The sequence below is a fragment of the Bacillus sp. PS217 genome (assembly GCF_037963535.1).
GTDB lineage: Bacteria > Bacillota > Bacilli > Bacillales > Bacillaceae > Bacillus > Bacillus subtilis.
Window position 1 is genome coordinate 2826275 of record NZ_CP150157.1, and the last position, 16970, is coordinate 2843244.

Annotated in this window: 14 protein-coding genes and 1 riboswitch; of the genes, 1 reads left to right on the top strand and 13 read right to left on the bottom strand. The window is 45.2% G+C overall.

All coding sequences use genetic code 11. From position 1 onward, the window contains the following. Nucleotides 1-1761, bottom strand: coding sequence for a succinate dehydrogenase flavoprotein subunit (sdhA, locus tag NSQ83_RS14740; protein WP_003229567.1), 1761 nt, complete (start codon nucleotides 1759-1761; stop codon nucleotides 1-3). 33 nt (nucleotides 1762-1794) lie between these two features. After that, nucleotides 1795-2403, bottom strand: coding sequence for a succinate dehydrogenase cytochrome B558 (gene sdhC, locus NSQ83_RS14745; protein ID WP_003222512.1), 609 nt, complete (start codon nucleotides 2401-2403; stop codon nucleotides 1795-1797). Nucleotides 2404-2695: 292 nt separating this feature from the next. On the opposite strand from sdhC, the gene NSQ83_RS14750 reads away from it, so the two are divergent. Next, a complete protein-coding gene (locus tag NSQ83_RS14750; protein WP_003222508.1) occupies nucleotides 2696-3142 on the top strand; it encodes a YslB family protein in 447 nt (148 codons plus the stop codon). A 43-nt stretch (nucleotides 3143-3185) separates the two neighbouring features. On the opposite strand, the gene NSQ83_RS14755 is transcribed toward NSQ83_RS14750, so the two are convergent. From NSQ83_RS14755 to NSQ83_RS14805, 11 genes are all read right to left on the bottom strand, one after another. Next, the gene (locus NSQ83_RS14755) at nucleotides 3186-4412 is read right to left on the bottom strand and encodes an aspartate kinase (RefSeq protein WP_198878585.1); all 1227 of its coding nucleotides are present in this window, start codon (nucleotides 4410-4412) and stop codon (nucleotides 3186-3188) included. A gap of 125 nt (nucleotides 4413-4537) precedes the next feature. Next, nucleotides 4538-4717, bottom strand: a riboswitch (Lysine riboswitch). Nucleotides 4718-4781: 64 nt separating this feature from the next. Next, nucleotides 4782-6554 carry an excinuclease ABC subunit UvrC gene (uvrC, locus tag NSQ83_RS14760; RefSeq protein WP_123372947.1) on the bottom strand — a complete coding sequence of 591 codons (1773 nt, stop codon included), beginning with the start codon at nucleotides 6552-6554 and terminating at the stop codon, nucleotides 4782-4784. Between the two features lie 135 nt (nucleotides 6555-6689). Next, entirely contained in the window at nucleotides 6690-7004 is a 315-nt protein-coding gene (trxA, locus tag NSQ83_RS14765) for a thioredoxin (RefSeq protein ID WP_003222500.1), read from the bottom strand. A gap of 322 nt (nucleotides 7005-7326) precedes the next feature. Further along, a complete protein-coding gene (abfB, locus tag NSQ83_RS14770; RefSeq protein WP_088327483.1) occupies nucleotides 7327-8814 on the bottom strand; it encodes an alpha-L-arabinofuranosidase AbfB in 1488 nt (495 codons plus the stop codon). A 217-nt stretch (nucleotides 8815-9031) separates the two neighbouring features. Continuing rightward, entirely contained in the window at nucleotides 9032-10009 is a 978-nt protein-coding gene (etfA, locus tag NSQ83_RS14775) for an electron transfer flavoprotein subunit alpha (RefSeq protein WP_198878584.1), read from the bottom strand. 35 nt (nucleotides 10010-10044) lie between these two features. After that, on the bottom strand, nucleotides 10045-10818 hold the full coding sequence (gene etfB / locus NSQ83_RS14780) for an electron transfer flavoprotein subunit beta (protein WP_014480500.1): 774 nt from the start codon (nucleotides 10816-10818) through the stop codon (nucleotides 10045-10047). A 14-nt stretch (nucleotides 10819-10832) separates the two neighbouring features. Then, the gene (locus NSQ83_RS14785; protein WP_003229549.1) at nucleotides 10833-11609 is read right to left on the bottom strand and encodes an enoyl-CoA hydratase; all 777 of its coding nucleotides are present in this window, start codon (nucleotides 11607-11609) and stop codon (nucleotides 10833-10835) included. Nucleotides 11610-11623: 14 nt separating this feature from the next. After that, on the bottom strand, nucleotides 11624-12208 hold the full coding sequence (gene fadR / locus NSQ83_RS14790; protein ID WP_038429423.1) for a fatty acid metabolism transcriptional regulator FadR: 585 nt from the start codon (nucleotides 12206-12208) through the stop codon (nucleotides 11624-11626). 104 nt (nucleotides 12209-12312) lie between these two features. Beyond that, a complete protein-coding gene (gene lcfA / locus NSQ83_RS14795) occupies nucleotides 12313-13995 on the bottom strand; it encodes a long-chain-fatty-acid--CoA ligase LcfA (protein WP_046663878.1) in 1683 nt (560 codons plus the stop codon). Nucleotides 13996-14183: 188 nt separating this feature from the next. Beyond that, nucleotides 14184-14588 carry a DUF350 domain-containing protein gene (locus NSQ83_RS14800; protein ID WP_003237674.1) on the bottom strand — a complete coding sequence of 135 codons (405 nt, stop codon included), beginning with the start codon at nucleotides 14586-14588 and terminating at the stop codon, nucleotides 14184-14186. Between the two features lie 14 nt (nucleotides 14589-14602). Beyond that, nucleotides 14603-16960 carry an endonuclease MutS2 gene (locus NSQ83_RS14805; RefSeq protein ID WP_021480271.1) on the bottom strand — a complete coding sequence of 786 codons (2358 nt, stop codon included), beginning with the start codon at nucleotides 16958-16960 and terminating at the stop codon, nucleotides 14603-14605. Between the last annotated feature and the right edge of the window lie 10 nt (nucleotides 16961-16970).

Below are 16970 nucleotides of genomic sequence, written 5' to 3' on the forward strand. Positions count from 1 at the left end.
TTATTTCGCCACCTTCTTCTTCGAGTAATCCCGTTTCCGAGGCGTTATCAGTGATACATCGACATCCTGATACTCAAATTCCGGCGCTTCATACGGGCTTACATGTTTAGCCATTGTTGTTTTGAGCCATTCATCATCATTACGTTCAGGATAATCCGGTTTATAATGGGCCCCCCGGCTTTCATTACGGTTGTATGCGCCAAGGGTAATCACCCTCGCAAGCTGAAGCATGTTTGAGAACTGGCGTGTGAACATCGCTCCCTGGTTGCTCCATTTTGTCGTGTCATTGATGTTGATCTTTTTGAAGCGCTCCATTAACTCCTGAATTTTGTCATCCGTTTTCAAAAGCTTGTCATTATGGCGGACAACCGTTACGTTCGCCGTCATCCACTCACCGAGCTCTTTGTGAAGAACATAGGCATTTTCGGTTCCGTCCATACTCATAATATCAGCCCATTTTTCTTCTTCTTTCTTAACGTGAGCGTCGAATAAAGATGAAGACATGTCTTCCGCTGAAGATTCTAAGCCGTTTACATATTTCACAGCATTCGGACCGGCCACCATGCCTCCGTAAATCGCAGACAGCAGGGAGTTCGCTCCCAAGCGGTTGCCGCCGTGCATAGAATAATCACATTCCCCAGCCGCAAACAGTCCAGGGATATTTGTCATTTGATCGTAATCCACCCATAAACCGCCCATAGAATAATGGACCGCCGGGAAGATTTTCATTGGAAGCTTACGCGGGTCGTCTCCCATGAATTTCTCATAAATCTCAATGATGCCGCCAAGCTTAATATCAAGCTCTTTCGGATCTTTATGAGACAGATCGAGATATACCATGTTTTCACCGTTAATGCCGAGCTTCTGGTTCACACACACATCAAATATTTCGCGTGTCGCAATATCACGCGGCACCAGGTTTCCGTATGCCGGATATTTTTCCTCCAGGAAATACCATGGTTTGCCGTCTTTATATGTCCACACGCGCCCGCCTTCACCACGCGCTGATTCACTCATCAGTCTTAGTTTGTCATCGCCCGGTATGGCTGTCGGGTGGATTTGAATGAATTCTCCGTTTGCATAATACGCTCCCTGCTGATAAACGATTGATGCAGCAGATCCTGTATTAATCATGGAGTTCGTTGATTTTCCAAAGATGATTCCCGGTCCGCCCGTCGCCATAATGACAGCGTCTGAACGGAAGGATTCAATTTGCATGTTTGTCAGGTTTTGTGCAACAATTCCACGGCAGGTTCTGTCATCATCTAAAACAGCGCCAAGGAATTCCCAGCCTTCGTATTTTGTGACCAGACCCGCAACTTCGTATCTGCGCACTTGCTCGTCCAGTGCGTAAAGCAGCTGCTGTCCCGTCGTCGCACCAGCATAAGCAGTTCTGTGGTGCTGTGTACCCCCGAATCGGCGGAAATCAAGCAGGCCTTCAGGCGTCCGGTTAAACATGACGCCCATCCGGTCTAATAAGTGGATGATCGAAGGCGCCGCTTCACACATCGCCTTGACCGGCGGCTGGTTGGCAAGAAAGTCTCCCCCGTATACCGTGTCATCAAAATGTTCCCACGGAGAGTCACCTTCCCCTTTTGTATTGACCGCTCCGTTTATGCCGCCTTGCGCACAAACTGAATGAGAACGTTTGACAGGAACGATGGAAAACAATTTAACCGCCATTCCTGATTCCGCTGCTTTAATTGTCGCCATGAGGCCGGCAAGACCCCCGCCGACTACGATAATGCTTGATTGACTCATGATAGCCCCTCTCCCTCTAGTAATCTAGTACTCTTAAACAAATGCAAAAATCGCTTTTAAGCCTACGTATGACAGTGCAACAAAAATAATCAGCGTAACGTATGTCGAAATTCTTTGAGAACGAGGCGTTACCGTGATGCCCCATGTAACAGCGAAAGACCATAAACCGTTCGAGAAGTGGAAAATTGTTGATAAAACACCGACAATGTAAAAACCAAGCATAGCCGGAGAGCTCAAAATATTCGCCATCATGTCGAAATTGACCTCAGCACCCATTTGTGCGGCAATGCGGGTTTCCCACACGTGCCAGCTGACGAAAATGAGGGTGATGATACCGGTTACACGCTGCAGGACGAATAGCCAGTTTCTCATGTAGCTGTATTGACCTGCGTTATTTTTCGCAGTAAACGCTATGTACACACCATAAACTGCATGATAAATTAATGGTAAGAAGATAATAAAAATTTCCAAGGCATACCTGAAAGGCAGGCTATCCATAAAATGAGCAGCGCTATTGAATGCTTCAGCGCCCCTTGCGGCAAACTGGTTGACGACTAAATGCTGAATAAGAAAGATGCCGACCGGTATGACGCCAAGCAAGGAATGCAATCTTCGAAAATAAAACTCTCTGTTCCCAGACATTACTTTACCCCCTGTTTGATAAGTGCGAAATGTGCTAAATCTCTTCCCCCACTTCTTTCAATTGTAAGCACTTTATTAAGATTTATTGACAATTTCATTTTACTCCTCCCTCAAAAGGGCGTCAAGAAAACGCGTACATAAATTATAATTTTCCGAATTGATTAGTTGATTGAAAAATTTTATTTTATCAATATATATTTCTTGCTTAATTTTTCATAAGAATTACAGGATCATTCTGTAATCCTCCCCCCTGTTTGAGCTATAATATACGCAGGAGAGAGGGGAGACAGATATGAAGTCTAAATTTGAAGCATCTATTGACAACCTAAAAGAAATTGAAATGAACGCCTATGCCTACGAACTAATACGAGAGATCGTTCTCCCAGATATGCTTGGCCAAGATTACTCTTCCATGATGTATTGGGCAGGAAAACATCTCGCCCGTAAGTTTCCTCTTGAATCATGGGAGGAATTTCCGGCCTTCTTTGAAGAAGCGGGCTGGGGAACCCTCACCAACGTAAGCGCTAAAAAACAGGAGCTTGAATTTGAACTTGAAGGGCCGATCATTTCCAACCGGCTTAAACATCAGAAAGAACCTTGCTTTCAGCTGGAGGCTGGTTTTATCGCTGAACAAATTCAATTGATGAATGATCAGATTGCCGAATCATATGAACAAGTGAAAAAGAGAGCCGATAAAGTGGTTCTGACTGTGAAATGGGATATGAAAGACCCAGTGTAATCAAAAAGGCGGTGACTGCATAGTCCCGCCTTTTTGATTGTCATTACACAGCTGAAGGGTGTTTTGAAAGCTCAAATGCATCGTGAAGCGACTCGACTGCTTTCACCATGTCATTTTCGCTTACGACTGTTGACACTTTGATTTCAGAAGTGCTGACCATTTTGATTAAAATGTTTTTTTGCGCTAGTACAGCAAACATTTCAGCCGCTACACCAGGATTTGAGACCATGCCGGATCCAACAATGGATACTTTAGCCAATTTGCTTTCTGTCTCGATTTTCTCAAATTCCAGCGCGTCTTTATACTCTTCAAGCACCGCAACGGTTTGGTCTGCATCTTCTGTTTTGACAGAGAAGGAAATTCCAGTCTTGTCCTCGGCCTGCGTTTGGATAATGATATCCACGTTTATGTTTCTTTTGGCAAGTGTCGTAAAAATAGTAGACAAAGTTGTCAGGCCGCTAGTCAGCCCGTAAATGGTTACTCTTGTGATTTGATCTTCAAATGCAATGCCTCTGACAATTGAATTCTGTTCCATGGATGATTCCTCCTCAATTAATGTTCCCGCTTCGGTTTCTGTACTTGAACGCACTTCTAACGGCACTTGGTAATTTTTCGCGAACTCAACTGCTCTTGGATGAAGAACGCCGGCGCCTAAATTGGCAAGCTCAAGCATTTCATCGTATGAGATGCCCGCAAGTTTTCTCGCTGATTTCACATAGCGCGGATCGGTTGTAAACACGCCTGGCACGTCTGTGTATATGTCACATTTATCAGCTTTTAAAGCGGCAGCCAAAGCAACTGCTGTTGTATCTGAACCGCCCCGGCCCAATGTCGTAATTTCACAATCCTCTGTCATGCCTTGGAATCCTGCAACAATGACAATTTTTCCTTTTTCAAGCTGGTCTGCTAAAACCGAAGTGCCGATATCTGTAATTCTGGCGTTTCCGTGAATGGCCTCCGTACGGATTCCCGCCTGCCAGCCAGTATAAGACACAGCGTCATAGCCTTTTTCCTGCAATGCCATTGAAAGGAGTGAAATCGTGACCTGCTCGCCTGTCGCCAGCAGCATATCCATTTCGCGTTTGCTCGGCTGGTCAGAAATAGCTTTTGCAAGGCTGACCAATTCGTCAGTGGATTTTCCCATTGCTGAAACGACGACAACGACTTGATGGCCTTTCTGTTTTTCTGCAATTGCGCGGTTTGCCGCATTTTGAATTTTTTCGACTGAGCCGACGGAAGTGCCTCCGAATTTTTGTACAATAAGACCCATGTATTACCACCCTTTACATTTTGGTTCGTGCGGGTGAGGAGAAAGAGCGCTTTGTCCACAATAAAAAAAGCAATGAGAGGAATACTCTCATTGCTTATCAATTAATCATCATAAATGATTATGAACAACGAGATAGCCCTCCAAGAAAATGATTTCTTGACAGCCTTACATTTATTCAATGCACGGCCAGCAAATAATACCGATGGGGTTTTACTTGCTTCGGCGACGCTCCCCTTTCAGCCTTTTTCACAGAATCCATCTTTCTCCAAAGGCATACTCTTGAAGTTCGCACCTCTATCTTCACCATATAACACGATCTAACTATGAAATTAGTTCACATTTTATCAGATCTTATTTAAAAGGACAACATTATTTTTGCAATTTGTCGTAAAGGAGCTGAGCCGCCGCTGTGGGAACACCGGCTTTTTTGATGTCCTCAAGGCTTGCTTCCTTCATTTTTTTAACGGAACCGAAATGCTTTAACAGCATTTTCTTTCTTTTCTCTCCGATACCCGGGATGTCGTCCAAAACGGATTGAAACGCGCTTTTTCCGCGGATTTGCCTGTGAAAACTGATTGCAAAACGATGCACCTCGTCTTGAATGCGCTGCAGGAGGTAAAATTCCTGGCTGTTTCGTTCCAGATACACTACCTCCAGCGGCTCACCGATCAGTAAATTTGAGGTTCTGTGTTTTTCATCTTTCGCTAAACCGGCGATCGGGATATCCAAGCCGAGTTCATTTTCAATGACATCCCTTGCTGCGTTGATCTGCCCTTTTCCTCCGTCAATGATAATCAGATCGGGCAGCGGCAGATTCTCACGAAGCACTCTCGTATAGCGTCTTCTGACAACCTCTCTCATAGAACCGTAATCATCCGGCCCTGTAACAGTTTTGATTTTATATTTGCGGTATTCCTTTTTGTATGGTTTGCCATCGATAAACACAATCATCGCGGAAACCGGGTTTGTCCCCTGTATGTTTGAGTTATCAAACGCTTCAATTCTGTGCGGCGTATAAATATTTAATGCCTCACCTAGTTTCTGCACTGCCCCGATTGAACGCTCCTCGTCCCGTTCGATTAAAGAGAATTTTTCTTTCAATGCGATTTTCGCATTTTTATGGGCAAGCATGAGCAGTTCTTTTTTCGGGCCTTTCTTCGGCTGGTGAACGTTTGTTTCCAGCAGCTGCTCGATCATGGATTGATCTACGCTGTCCGGAACTAAAATCTCCTTCGGAAGGAAGTGGTTGTTTTTTGAATAGAACTGCCCGATGAACGTGAGGAACTCTTCATCTGCTTCCTGATAAAGCGGGAACATGCTGACATCGCGTTCAATGAGCTTCCCTTGGCGGATGAAAAAGACCTGCACGCACATCCAGCCCTTATCGTACGCGTACGCGAATACATCACGGTCGACTAGATCGTTCATCGTCATTTTTTGTTTTTCCATCGTTGATTCAATATGGGCAATTTGGTCACGAAGCTCTTTAGCTCGTTCAAACTCAAGATTCTCAGCAGCTTCATGCATTTTCTCTTCAAGCTCTTTTTTGACCTCATTATAGCCGCCCCTTAAGAAACGTGTAATGCTTTCAACCAGCTCTCTGTTCGTCTCTTCGGAAATATCCTTTACACACGGAGCGAGGCATTGGCCCAGATGATAGTAAAGGCACACTCTGTCCGGGAGCTTGGAGCATTTTCTGAGAGGATACAGACGGTCGAGCAGTTTTTTTGTTTCCCTTGCTGCCTGTACATTCGGATACGGCCCGAAATAGCGCCCTTTGTCTTTTTTGACATTGCGTGTGACAATCAGCCTTGGGTGGCGTTCATGGGTGAGTTTTATGAAAGGATAGGTTTTGTCGTCTTTGAGCATGACGTTGTATTTCGGATCATGCTTTTTGATCAGATTCATTTCTAAAATAAGCGCTTCAAGATTGGAGGACGTCACGATATATTCAAAATCCTCGATTTCCGTCACAAGCCTTTGGGTTTTCGCGTCGTGAGAACCGGTGAAGTAGGAGCGCACTCTGTTTTTCAGCACTTTTGCTTTCCCTACGTAGATCACAGTCTGCTGCCGGTCCTTCATGAGATAACAACCCGGTTGATCAGGAAGGAGGGCGAGTTTTTCTTTCAGTTGTTTGTTCATATGTTACCCTTCCTTATGTTTAATCCTTTATTTCCAGTTTAACACGAACGTTTGTTTTTCTCTATGGTTCACAATTGGCGAATAAAAAAAGCGATCCCTCAATCGGAATCGCTCTGGCATGTAAGCAGCGGAAAATTAAAGATGTTTGTTTACAAGCTCTTGAAGCGCTTCTTTTGGTTTGAAGCCGACTGAAGTTTCAACTACTTCGCCGTCTTTTAACACAAGAAGAGTCGGGATGCTCATAACGCCGTATTTTCCGGCAGTTTCTTGGTTTTCGTCTACATCAATTTTTACGATTTTCAGTTTGTCTCCCATTTCTTGATCCAATTCTTCAAGAACAGGTGCAATCATTTTACAAGGTCCGCACCAAGGAGCCCAGAAGTCTGCCAGTACGACGCCTTCGCTTGTTTCAGCTGAGAAAGATTGATCAGTTGCTTTTACGATAGCCATTATTGAATTCCTCCAATGTGAAATGATGATTTTTAGTATAGCATCTCCCATTCGTTCACGCTATTTTAATGCTTACAAATTATTTTTTCCTGATCACAGCCGGTTTACTCATTTTTATATGGTTGAATGGGATATGCTCTTTTTTTAAAACACAAATCTGATAATGGCCCCGATCACTACAATTGCCCCAATAATCATTAAAATGGTACGAAGCATAAGATCACATCTCCTCTTCACTGTCATGTACTTTACCATGCCCTGCCGGAGCTGTTTTAAAACCTGAAAAAGAGCGCCGGCATGAAGCTCCGGCGCTCTTGCGCGATTAAGAATCAGCACGCAGCGTAAGTAAGACGACTGACATTGGCGGGAGTTTTACTTTCAGTTTGTTTTTGCTGAGCGTGTATTGTCTGAAGGATTCCGGTTTGACATGATGAGGATCGTCAAACGTGTTATGCGCATTCATTTTTTCTGCCGTAAGAATGACTCCGGAATGGTCCGCTGCCTTGTGTAGGCCCCTCAGCTCGATTTCCGCCTCTGCTTTGTTTTGGTGATCGATGTTGCAAATTGTGATATTGATATCGCCTTCAGCTTGTTTCGACGCTGAAATGCTGATTTGCGGAAGCGTTTCACCGTTCCATTCATAGTCGGCAGACATTGTCTCTGTGGCTAAAAGAGAAGCGTCCTGGTGCACCTTAAACATATTGAATACATGGTACGTCGGTGTCAAAAGCATCCGCTCTCCCTCAGTCAAAATCATCGCTTGAAGAACATTTACTGTTTGGGCGATGTTGGCCATTTGCACCCGGCGGCAATGCTGATGGAAAATGTGGAAATGAGAAGCCGCCACCAGTGCATCACGAATGGTGTTTTGCTGATATAAGAAACCGGGATTCGTGCCTGGCTCGGGATCAAACCACGTGCCCCATTCATCAATAATCAGCCCGACCCGCTGCTCCGGATCGTACCGGTCCATAATCGTGCCGTGTTTTTGAATCAATTCATCGATGTATTTGGCTTTTTTCATCGTAATAAACCATTCATCTTCCGTGAATTCTGTGGCTGATCCTTTGCCCTTCCAGAAATCCCCCGGAATCGTGTAATAATGAAGACTCAACCCGTCCATCAGGCCAGCAGCTTTTTTCATAAGCACGTCCGTCCAATTAAAATCATCCACATTTGCGCCGCCTGCAATTTTATAAATGTCATTCCCGCTGTAATTGCGGACATAAGTCTGAAAACGCCGGTACAGATCTGCGTAGTATTCGGGATGCATGTTGCCGCCGCAGCCCCAGTTTTCATTGCCCACGCCGAAATATTTCAGCTTCCAAGGCTCTTCTCTTCCATTTTGCTTTCTCCAGTCTGACATCGGCGTGCCTTCTTCAAATGTCATATACTCAATCCACTCCGACATTTCCTGAACGGTTCCGCTTCCGACATTGCCGCAAATATATGGCTCGCATTCAAGCAGCTCGCAAAGCATCATAAATTCATGCGTTCCGAATTCATTTGATTCAATTGTACCGCCCCAGTGAGTGTTCAGCATTGTCTTACGGTCACCGACACCGTTTGCCCAATGGTATTCGTCCGCAAAACACCCGCCCGGCCACCTGAGGACAGGAATGTGCAGCTGTTTGAGCGCCTCCAGCACGTCCTTTCGTATCCCGTTGATATTGGGGATGTCTGAGTCCGTTCCAACCCAGATCCCCTCATAAATCCCTCTTCCTAAATGCTCAGCAAAATGACCGTATATATTTTTGTTAATGGTTCCTTTTACGATATCTGTTTGAATCACTGCTTGATGTTCAGACATGCCTCTGATCATTCCTTTCATACGGATATGAAAAGCACCACAGTCAAATATGTGATCTGTCTTTTGCCTGAGGAGTCAGCATGAATGTAAGCGCTTTTAAAGTAACCATATTATATATGTTCGTACATGTCAACGACATTTTCTATTGTTTTTACATTTGTACGTATGTATTTATAAATATGAAAAAATCCCGAACTTTTAAAGTCCGGGATTTCCTTTATGAGTGTATATTCAATTGTTTGAATTCCTCAGTTAATAACGGGACAACTTCAAATAAATCACCGACGATGCCGTAATCCGCTATTTTAAAGATATCGGCTTCGGGGTCTTTATTGATGGCGACGATCACCTTGCTGTTTGACATGCCGGCCAAATGCTGGATGGCGCCGGAAATGCCGCATGCAATGTACAAATCCGGAGTAACGACTTTCCCGGTCTGCCCGATTTGGAGAGCATAATCGCAATAATCAGCGTCACATGCCCCGCGAGAAGCCCCGACTGCGGCCCCTAGCACCTCTGCAAGCTCCTGCAGCGGCTGAAATCCTTCCTTGCTTTTGACTCCTCGGCCGCCCGCAACGATAATTTTCGCTTCGGAGAGATCAACACCGTCCGCCGTTTTTTTCACGACCTCTTGGATAACAGTGCGGAGGTCAGTAAGAGAAACATCAATGCTTTCGATGCTCCCCGATCTGCTGGTGTCTTTTTCTGAAGCTTGAATGTTATTGGGGCGAATTGTTGCAAAGATCATCGGATCGGTTGAAATGACGCGTTCAAAAGCTTTCCCCGAGTAAATCGGCCGTGTGAACACAACATTCCCTCCGGTAACGCTTACATCTATAGCATCAGAAATTAAGCCTGTTTGCAGACGGGCAGCAAGCTTCGGTGAAAGATCCTTGCCCATTGCCGTATGCCCGAAGATGACTGAATCAGGATTTTCTTGCTCGATAACACCTCTCATGATCTGGCTGTACCCGTCTGCCGTGTATGTTTTCAGCTTCGGGTCCTCAGCGGTAAGAACTTTATCTGCTCCGTAATGAATAAGCTCTTGTGCAATGTTTTGTACATTTTCACCGATGAGAACACCGATGACTTCTCCATCTCCTGAAATGGTTCTTCCTGCAGCTATTGCTTCAAAGGTGACATTCCGCAATTCCCCATCGCGTATTTCTCCAAGCACGATCACTTTTTTTCCCATTCTAACATCCCCCTGTTTCTTTGAATGTCCAAGCTTTAAATGACTTTAGCTTCGCTGCGGAGCAATGAGACAAGCTCTTTTGCCTGTTCGGCAGGCTCACCTTGGAGAAGCTTCCCGGCTTCTTTTTTCGGCGGCAGAAAACGTTCAATGGTTTTCAGCTTTGGTTCAGCATCCTCTTCGTCCAGGTCAAGATCATCAAGTTCAAGCTCTTCAAGCGGCTTTTTCTTAGCCTTCATAATTCCCGGAAGCGATGGATAGCGCGGCTCGTTTAAGCCCTGCTGAGCTGTGACAAGCAATGGGAGCGTCGTTTTGATTTTTTCAACATCCCCTTCGACGTCCCTTTCTGCTTCTGCATCAGTGCCGTTGATTTCGAGTTTGGTGATCGTAGTGATACACGGAATGTCCAGTAGCTCGGCAAGCCGAGGCGCCACTTGTCCTGATCCTCCGTCAATGGCAACATTTCCGCCGAGAATCAAATCAAACTCCTGATCCTTCATATAGTGGTATAAAACTTGAGAAATGGAATATTGGTCGGGTTCTTCAAGATCATCTTCTATGTTGATTAAAACAGCTTGGTCACAACCCATGGCAAGCGCCGTACGCAATTCTTTCTCCGCTTCTTCACCGCCGACTGTGACAGCGGTGATCGTGCCGCCATGCTTTTCCTTCAGCTGGATGGCTTCTTCTATCGCGTACTCATCATATGGATTAATGATCCATTCCGCTCCGTCATCCTGAATCTTTCCTGTTTCAATGACGATTTTTTCTTCTGTGTCAAACGTCCGTTTCATCAGTACAAATAGATTCATGATCATATCCCCTTTTATTCGCCTTTGAACTGAGGCTTTCTTTTTTCGAGAAATGCCTGGATGCCTTCCTTGGCGTCCTCTGACTCAAATGCTTCCCCAAATCGCTTTGCTTCAAGCTTTAAGCTGCCTTCATAGGAATACACCTTGTTGGAATAAAGAAGTTCAAGCAAAGATGCCAGCGTTTGCGGGCTTTTCTCTGCAAACTTAGCGGCAAGTGCTTTTGCTTTTTCAATCACTTCTGCCTCATCTTTCGCTCCAATTGAGACAAGTCCGAGATCAAGCGCTTCTTTTCCGGATATCGGTTCTCCTGATCCGATGAGCTCCAGTGCTTTGGCTGTACCGACATATCTCGGAAGGCGCTGTGTCCCCGCAAAACCTGGAATGATACCGAGATTAAGCTCCGGGAGCCCCAGCTTAGCATCTTCTGCCGCGATTCTGATGTGACAGGCCATTGCAAGCTCCAGCCCGCCTCCGAGAGCAGCGCCGTGAATCGCTGCGATAATCGGTTTTGGAAAACTTTCGATTCTCTCCATTAACTGCTGGCCGCGCTCAGCGAGCAATGAGGAATCCTCATTGCCTTTAAGCGATGTAAATTCTTTAATATCAGCGCCGGCTGAGAAAAATCTTCCCTCGCCGTGAATGATAATGCTTCGTACGCCTGCATCTGTCTCACATTGATCAAGACAGGAAGACAGCTCTTCTAATATCCGGCTTGAAAGCGCGTTTGCCGGCGGATTGTGAATCGTCAAGACTGCCACAAATTGATCAACCGCAAGTGAAATTGCATTCATAGGACAGAACTCCTTTACTTATTATGAATTCCGGACACCAATAATTCTAAAACGCTGTTTGAAAGCGCAACGAGATCGTACTTTTGGTCATTCATCACCCAAGTTGTCACAGTTTCGTCAATCGTTCCAAAAATCATCTGCCGGGCGAGGCGGACGTCGAGGCCTTCTTTTAATTCGCCTGATTGTATGCCTTCCGTCAAAATGCCATCCAAAATATTTAAGTAGCCTTTTAATATTTCGTTGATTTTTTGGCGCAGCTCCAAGTTGGATTGGCGGAGCTCAAGCTGCGTGACAATCGCGAGATTATGGTCACCCGCTAAAAGGGAAAAATGCTTTGAAATCACAAGCGCCAATTTCTCTTTCGCTGTTGCTTTTTCTTTAATGTCCTCTTCCATCCGCTCAATAAATTGACCCATTTTTTCTTTGAAAAGAGAAATTAAAATATCTTCTTTGTTTTTAAAATAGAGATAGATGGTGCCGTCCGCTACTCCGGCTTGTTTGGCAATTTTGGATACCTGTGACTGGTGGTAGCCGTTTTCTGCAATGACTTCTACTGCTGCATCAATAATCTGCATATACTTTGGCCGTTTTTGCTTCAATGTTCATCGTTCCTTCCTATAGAAATGAATGACTATTCATTCATAATTTCATGATAAGAAGGATTTTCATGTTTGTCAAGTTTATTCATAGGCGTTCTCTTTTTTTATTTGATATGATGATTTTCGGTTTCTTCTTCAAGTAAACGCCTTCTTAAAATTTTTCCCACCGCCGTTTTCGGCAGCTCCTTTCTGAACTCATAGGCTTTGGGCACCTTATAGGGAGCTAGACGTGATCTCGCAAAAGCGTCCAGTACTTCTGCATCGGCTTTTGCGCCTTTCTTTAATACGACAAATGCTTTTACTGTTTCTCCCCTGTAGGAATCGGGAACGCCTGCGACAACAATTTCCTGGATGGCTTCATGTTCATAAAGCGCTTCTTCTACCTCACGCGGGTAAATATTGTAACCGCCGGCAATGATGATATCCTTCTTCCTGTCAGCAATATAGAAAAAGCCTTCTTCATCCATATAGCCCATGTCCCCGGTGAACAGCCAGCCATCTCTCAGCACTGCGGCGGTTTCCTCTGGTTTATTCCAGTATCCTTTCATGACTTGCGGACCTTTTACAATGATTTCTCCATGCTCATACGGAGCGGCAAGCTCACCCGTCTCTTCAGAATAGATCGCAGCGTCCGTACTCGGCCAAGGACAGCCGATACTGCCCGGCTTGTTTTTTCCCCAGATAAAGTTGGCGTGCGTCACTGGGGATGCCTCAGACAAACCATAGCCTTCCACAAGCTTTCCGCCAGTCACCTTTTCAAATTTCTGCTTTACCTCCACGGGGAGCGCGGCTGATCCGCTAAGACAGCTTTTAATGGATGACAGATCATAATGCTGCAATTCGGGGTGATGCAAAAGGCCAATGTAAATTGTCGGTGCGCCAGGAAAGAGCGTCGGTTTGTGTTTGTCGATGATTTTCAGTGTTTCGAGCGGATCAAACTTAGGAAGAAGAATCATTTCGAAGCCTAGTTTAATCGAATAGTTCATGACTGCCGTCAGTCCGTAGACATGAAAAAATGGAACGATGCCCAGCACTTTTTCAGCGCCTTCTTTCACGTCATACATCCAAGCGGCGCACATTTCAGTATTTGCCAAAATATTTTGGTGCGTGAGCATGACCCCTTTTGGAGCTCCGGTTGTTCCTCCGGTATACTGGAGGACAGCGATATCATGCTCAGGATCGATCTTCGGGATTGTCAGGAGTTCAGTTTTTTCCTGCTTCATACTGGAAGCGAACGTGTGAATGTCAGCTGTTTTGTCAAAGTCGATATGCACTTTTTGTTTTTGCGTCAGCGGGTAAAGAATATTCTTCGGAAAAGGCAAATAGTCTTTTACGCTGGTTATCAAAATCTGGTCGACTATTGATAACGTTTTCATTTTTATTGCCTTCGGGAAAAGTAAATCTAAGGTGATGATCACACTTACCTGAGCATCTCTAAGCTGGTATTCAAGCTCATGCTCGGTATAAAGCGGATTCGTCTGCACCACGATGCCACCGGCAAACAAGACGCCATAATAAGAAATCACTGTTTGCGGGCAATTGGGCAGCATAACAGCCACTCTGTCTCCTTTTTGCAGGCCATTGCACTGCAAAAAAGCTGCAAGTTTAAGAGCATCCGTCAGAATGTCATGAAAGGTGAGTTTTTTTCCATAAAACGATATTGCGGTTTTATCAGGGAATCGTGCGGCGGAGTCTGTCAGGATGGATTGCAGGGTTTTATTCGGCAACGGAAGCTCATGCGGGATATCGTTGGGATACTCGGCAAGCCACGGCTTTTGAGACTGCATAAAACCTCCCCTTTCGATTTTAGAGATCCACCTTATCATTATAGCAGATGGACGGCAAAAAAAAGAAAAAGAAAGGTAAATCTTTCTTTTTCTCATAATATGAACAGATATATAAGACCAATTAACAAAAAGATTCCCGCTGCGGCGAGCAGTATTTTAGCAAGCTTTTCCATCTATTCTCCGTCCCCTTATATTCCGGCTGCCACCACAAAAGAAAGCCCGACAGAAATGACAAATGAAATAAAGCCGACAGCCCGGTTATCATTTTCGATTTCCTGATCAATTTTAAACCGCGGAGTCAAAAACTCAAAAATAAAGTAGCTGATCAGAAGCATAACAAACCCGTAAACGCCCCAGCCGATCATTTGCAGCAGCGAATTATGCTGGGAGATGGAATGCTGAAATACGTTTGCGATCCCCAAAATTTTTCCGCCGGTCGCCATTGCCACCGCAAGATTTCCTTTTTGAATCTCTTCCCAGTTTTTATAAGCCGTCACCAGCTCAAACACAGTCAAAAAGAGGACGAGGCAGAGAACCGCGACACTGTAATATGCCGCGATTTCCACAAGCTCGTTTTCCCAAAAATCACTCATGGCCATACTCCCTTTTATTTTAGTTCAACAACCGTAACGCCTGATCCTCCCTCACCTGCTTCACCGAAACGGGAACTTTTGACGCTGCGATGGTTTTTCAGAAGATCCTGTACGCCTTTTCTTAAAGCGCCGGTTCCTTTTCCGTGGATGATTGACACTCTTGGATATCCGGCTAACACCGCATCATCCAAGTATTTTTCAACCCGGCTTAGGGCATTTTCATAGCGTTCGCCGCGGAGATCAAGTTCAAGCGATACGTGATAGTCCTTTCCCTTGACCGCTGTAATGATTTTTTCTTTTTTTGGCTCCGGAGCTGATTTGATAAACTCCAGATCTTTTTCTTTTACTTTCATCTTTAAAATACCGATTTGAACATTCCATTCATTGCCGCCTGTTTTTTCGAGCAATGTTCCTTTTTGCCCGAAAGTGAGGACTTTCACCTCGTCGCCAGGCTTAAAGTCGCGTTTTTGCGCTTTCGGCTTTTCCGGTTTCTTGGACTTTTCAAAAGCCGGCATAGCGCCTTCTAACCGTTTCTTCGCGTTAATCAGCTCGTGATCCTTGAAGGATTTGTGTTCTTCTTTTATGGAGCGCAATTCATGAATAATGTCCTCGGCTTCTTTCATTGCCGCTTTTACTTTTTCAGCAGCCTGCTGTTCTGCCTCTTCAAGCATTTTGTCTTTTTTGCTGTTAAGCTCGATGATTTGCTGCTGCAGCTCTTTATGCAGTTTTTCCGCTTCTTTTCTGATTGATTCTGTCTCAGAAAGCTCTTCTTCCGCACGTTTTTTGCTTTGTTCCAGCGACGCAATCATCGTATCGACTTCGTTATGCTCGGCCGTCATTTCTGACTTCGCCTGCCCGATGATATGGTCCGGAAGCCCGAGGCGTTTTGAAATTTCGAAAGCATTGCTTCGACCCGGCACACCAATTAAAAGTTTATAGGTCGGTGACAGCGTTTCGATGTCAAATTCAACGCTGGCATTCATGACGCCTTCTCTGTTATAGCCGTACGCCTTCAATTCCGGATAATGCGTCGTAGCTAACACTCGTGCATTGGTGCGATGCACGTCATCCAAGATGCTCATGGCGAGGGCCGCCCCCTCCTGCGGATCTGTCCCTGCACCAAGTTCATCGAAAAGCACAAGGCTGTTTTCATTGACCTGTTCTAAAATGCCGACAATATTCACCATATGGGATGAGAACGTACTTAAACTTTGCTCAATCGACTGTTCATCACCGATATCAGCGAATACGTGCTCAAATACTGCCGCTTCTGACCCTTCATCTGCCGGGATATGAAGACCTGACTGCGCCATTAAGGTTAGCAGGCCTAACGTTTTAAGGGTGACTGTTTTCCCCCCGGTGTTTGGCCCTGTGATGACAATGGTTGAAAAATCGCGGCCAAGCTCGATGTCATTGGCAACAACCTGATCAGGCGGAAGCAATGGATGGCGGGCTTTTTTCAAACGGATAAAGCCGGTGTCGTTCATAATCGGTTTTGTCGCTTTAACCGCTTTTGCATATCTAGCTTTTGCAAAAATAAAGTCAAGCGTCTGCAGCACTTGCAAATCTAGAAATAGCTCCTCTGTATACTCTGCCGTTTTCTCTGTCAGCACACGCAAAATCCGTTCAATTTCTTGCTTTTCTTTCACTTTCGCCTGCTGAAGGGAATTGTTCATATCTACAATCGCCTGCGGTTCAATGAATAGTGTCGCACCAGAGGATGAGGTGTCGTGCACAATTCCTCCATAGCTGGATCTGTACTCCTGTTTGACCGGGATCACAAAGCGGTCATTCCGAATCGTAACAATCGTATCAGACAGCATTTTCGATGCGGAAGAGGAACGCAGCATCGACTCTAACCGGTCTCTGACTCTTGATTCGAGTGTTCTGAGCTGTGTGCGGATTCCTCTTAATGTTTCCGATGCATGATCAAGCACTTCTCCGTGATCATCAATGCAGGAATTAATGTCCCGCTCTAAATCGGACAGCGTGATAAGCTGTTCAGCATGCTGATGGATCAGCGGAATGTCGACACCGTCTTCAGCCATTTGCGTGATAAAATGTTTCATTTGTTTAACTGCATAAAGCAGGCCTGAGATTTCAGTGAATTCAGAAGGACTGAGAACGCTGCCGATTTCCGCCCGTCTTAACGCTCCTCTGATATCTACAAGGCCGCCAAATGGCGCTTGGCCTCTCAGCCGGATAATGTCAGAAGCTTCGTCTACTTCATCCAGCTGTTTTTTGATTTCGTCTATAGAAGCAGAAGGCTTAAGCTCGAGAAGCATTTCTTTTCCGAGCGATGAAGCGGCATGCCCAATAACCTGTTCTTTCACTTTATGAAATTCAAGAGCTGATAATACTTTTTGCTGCACGATTGTGTGA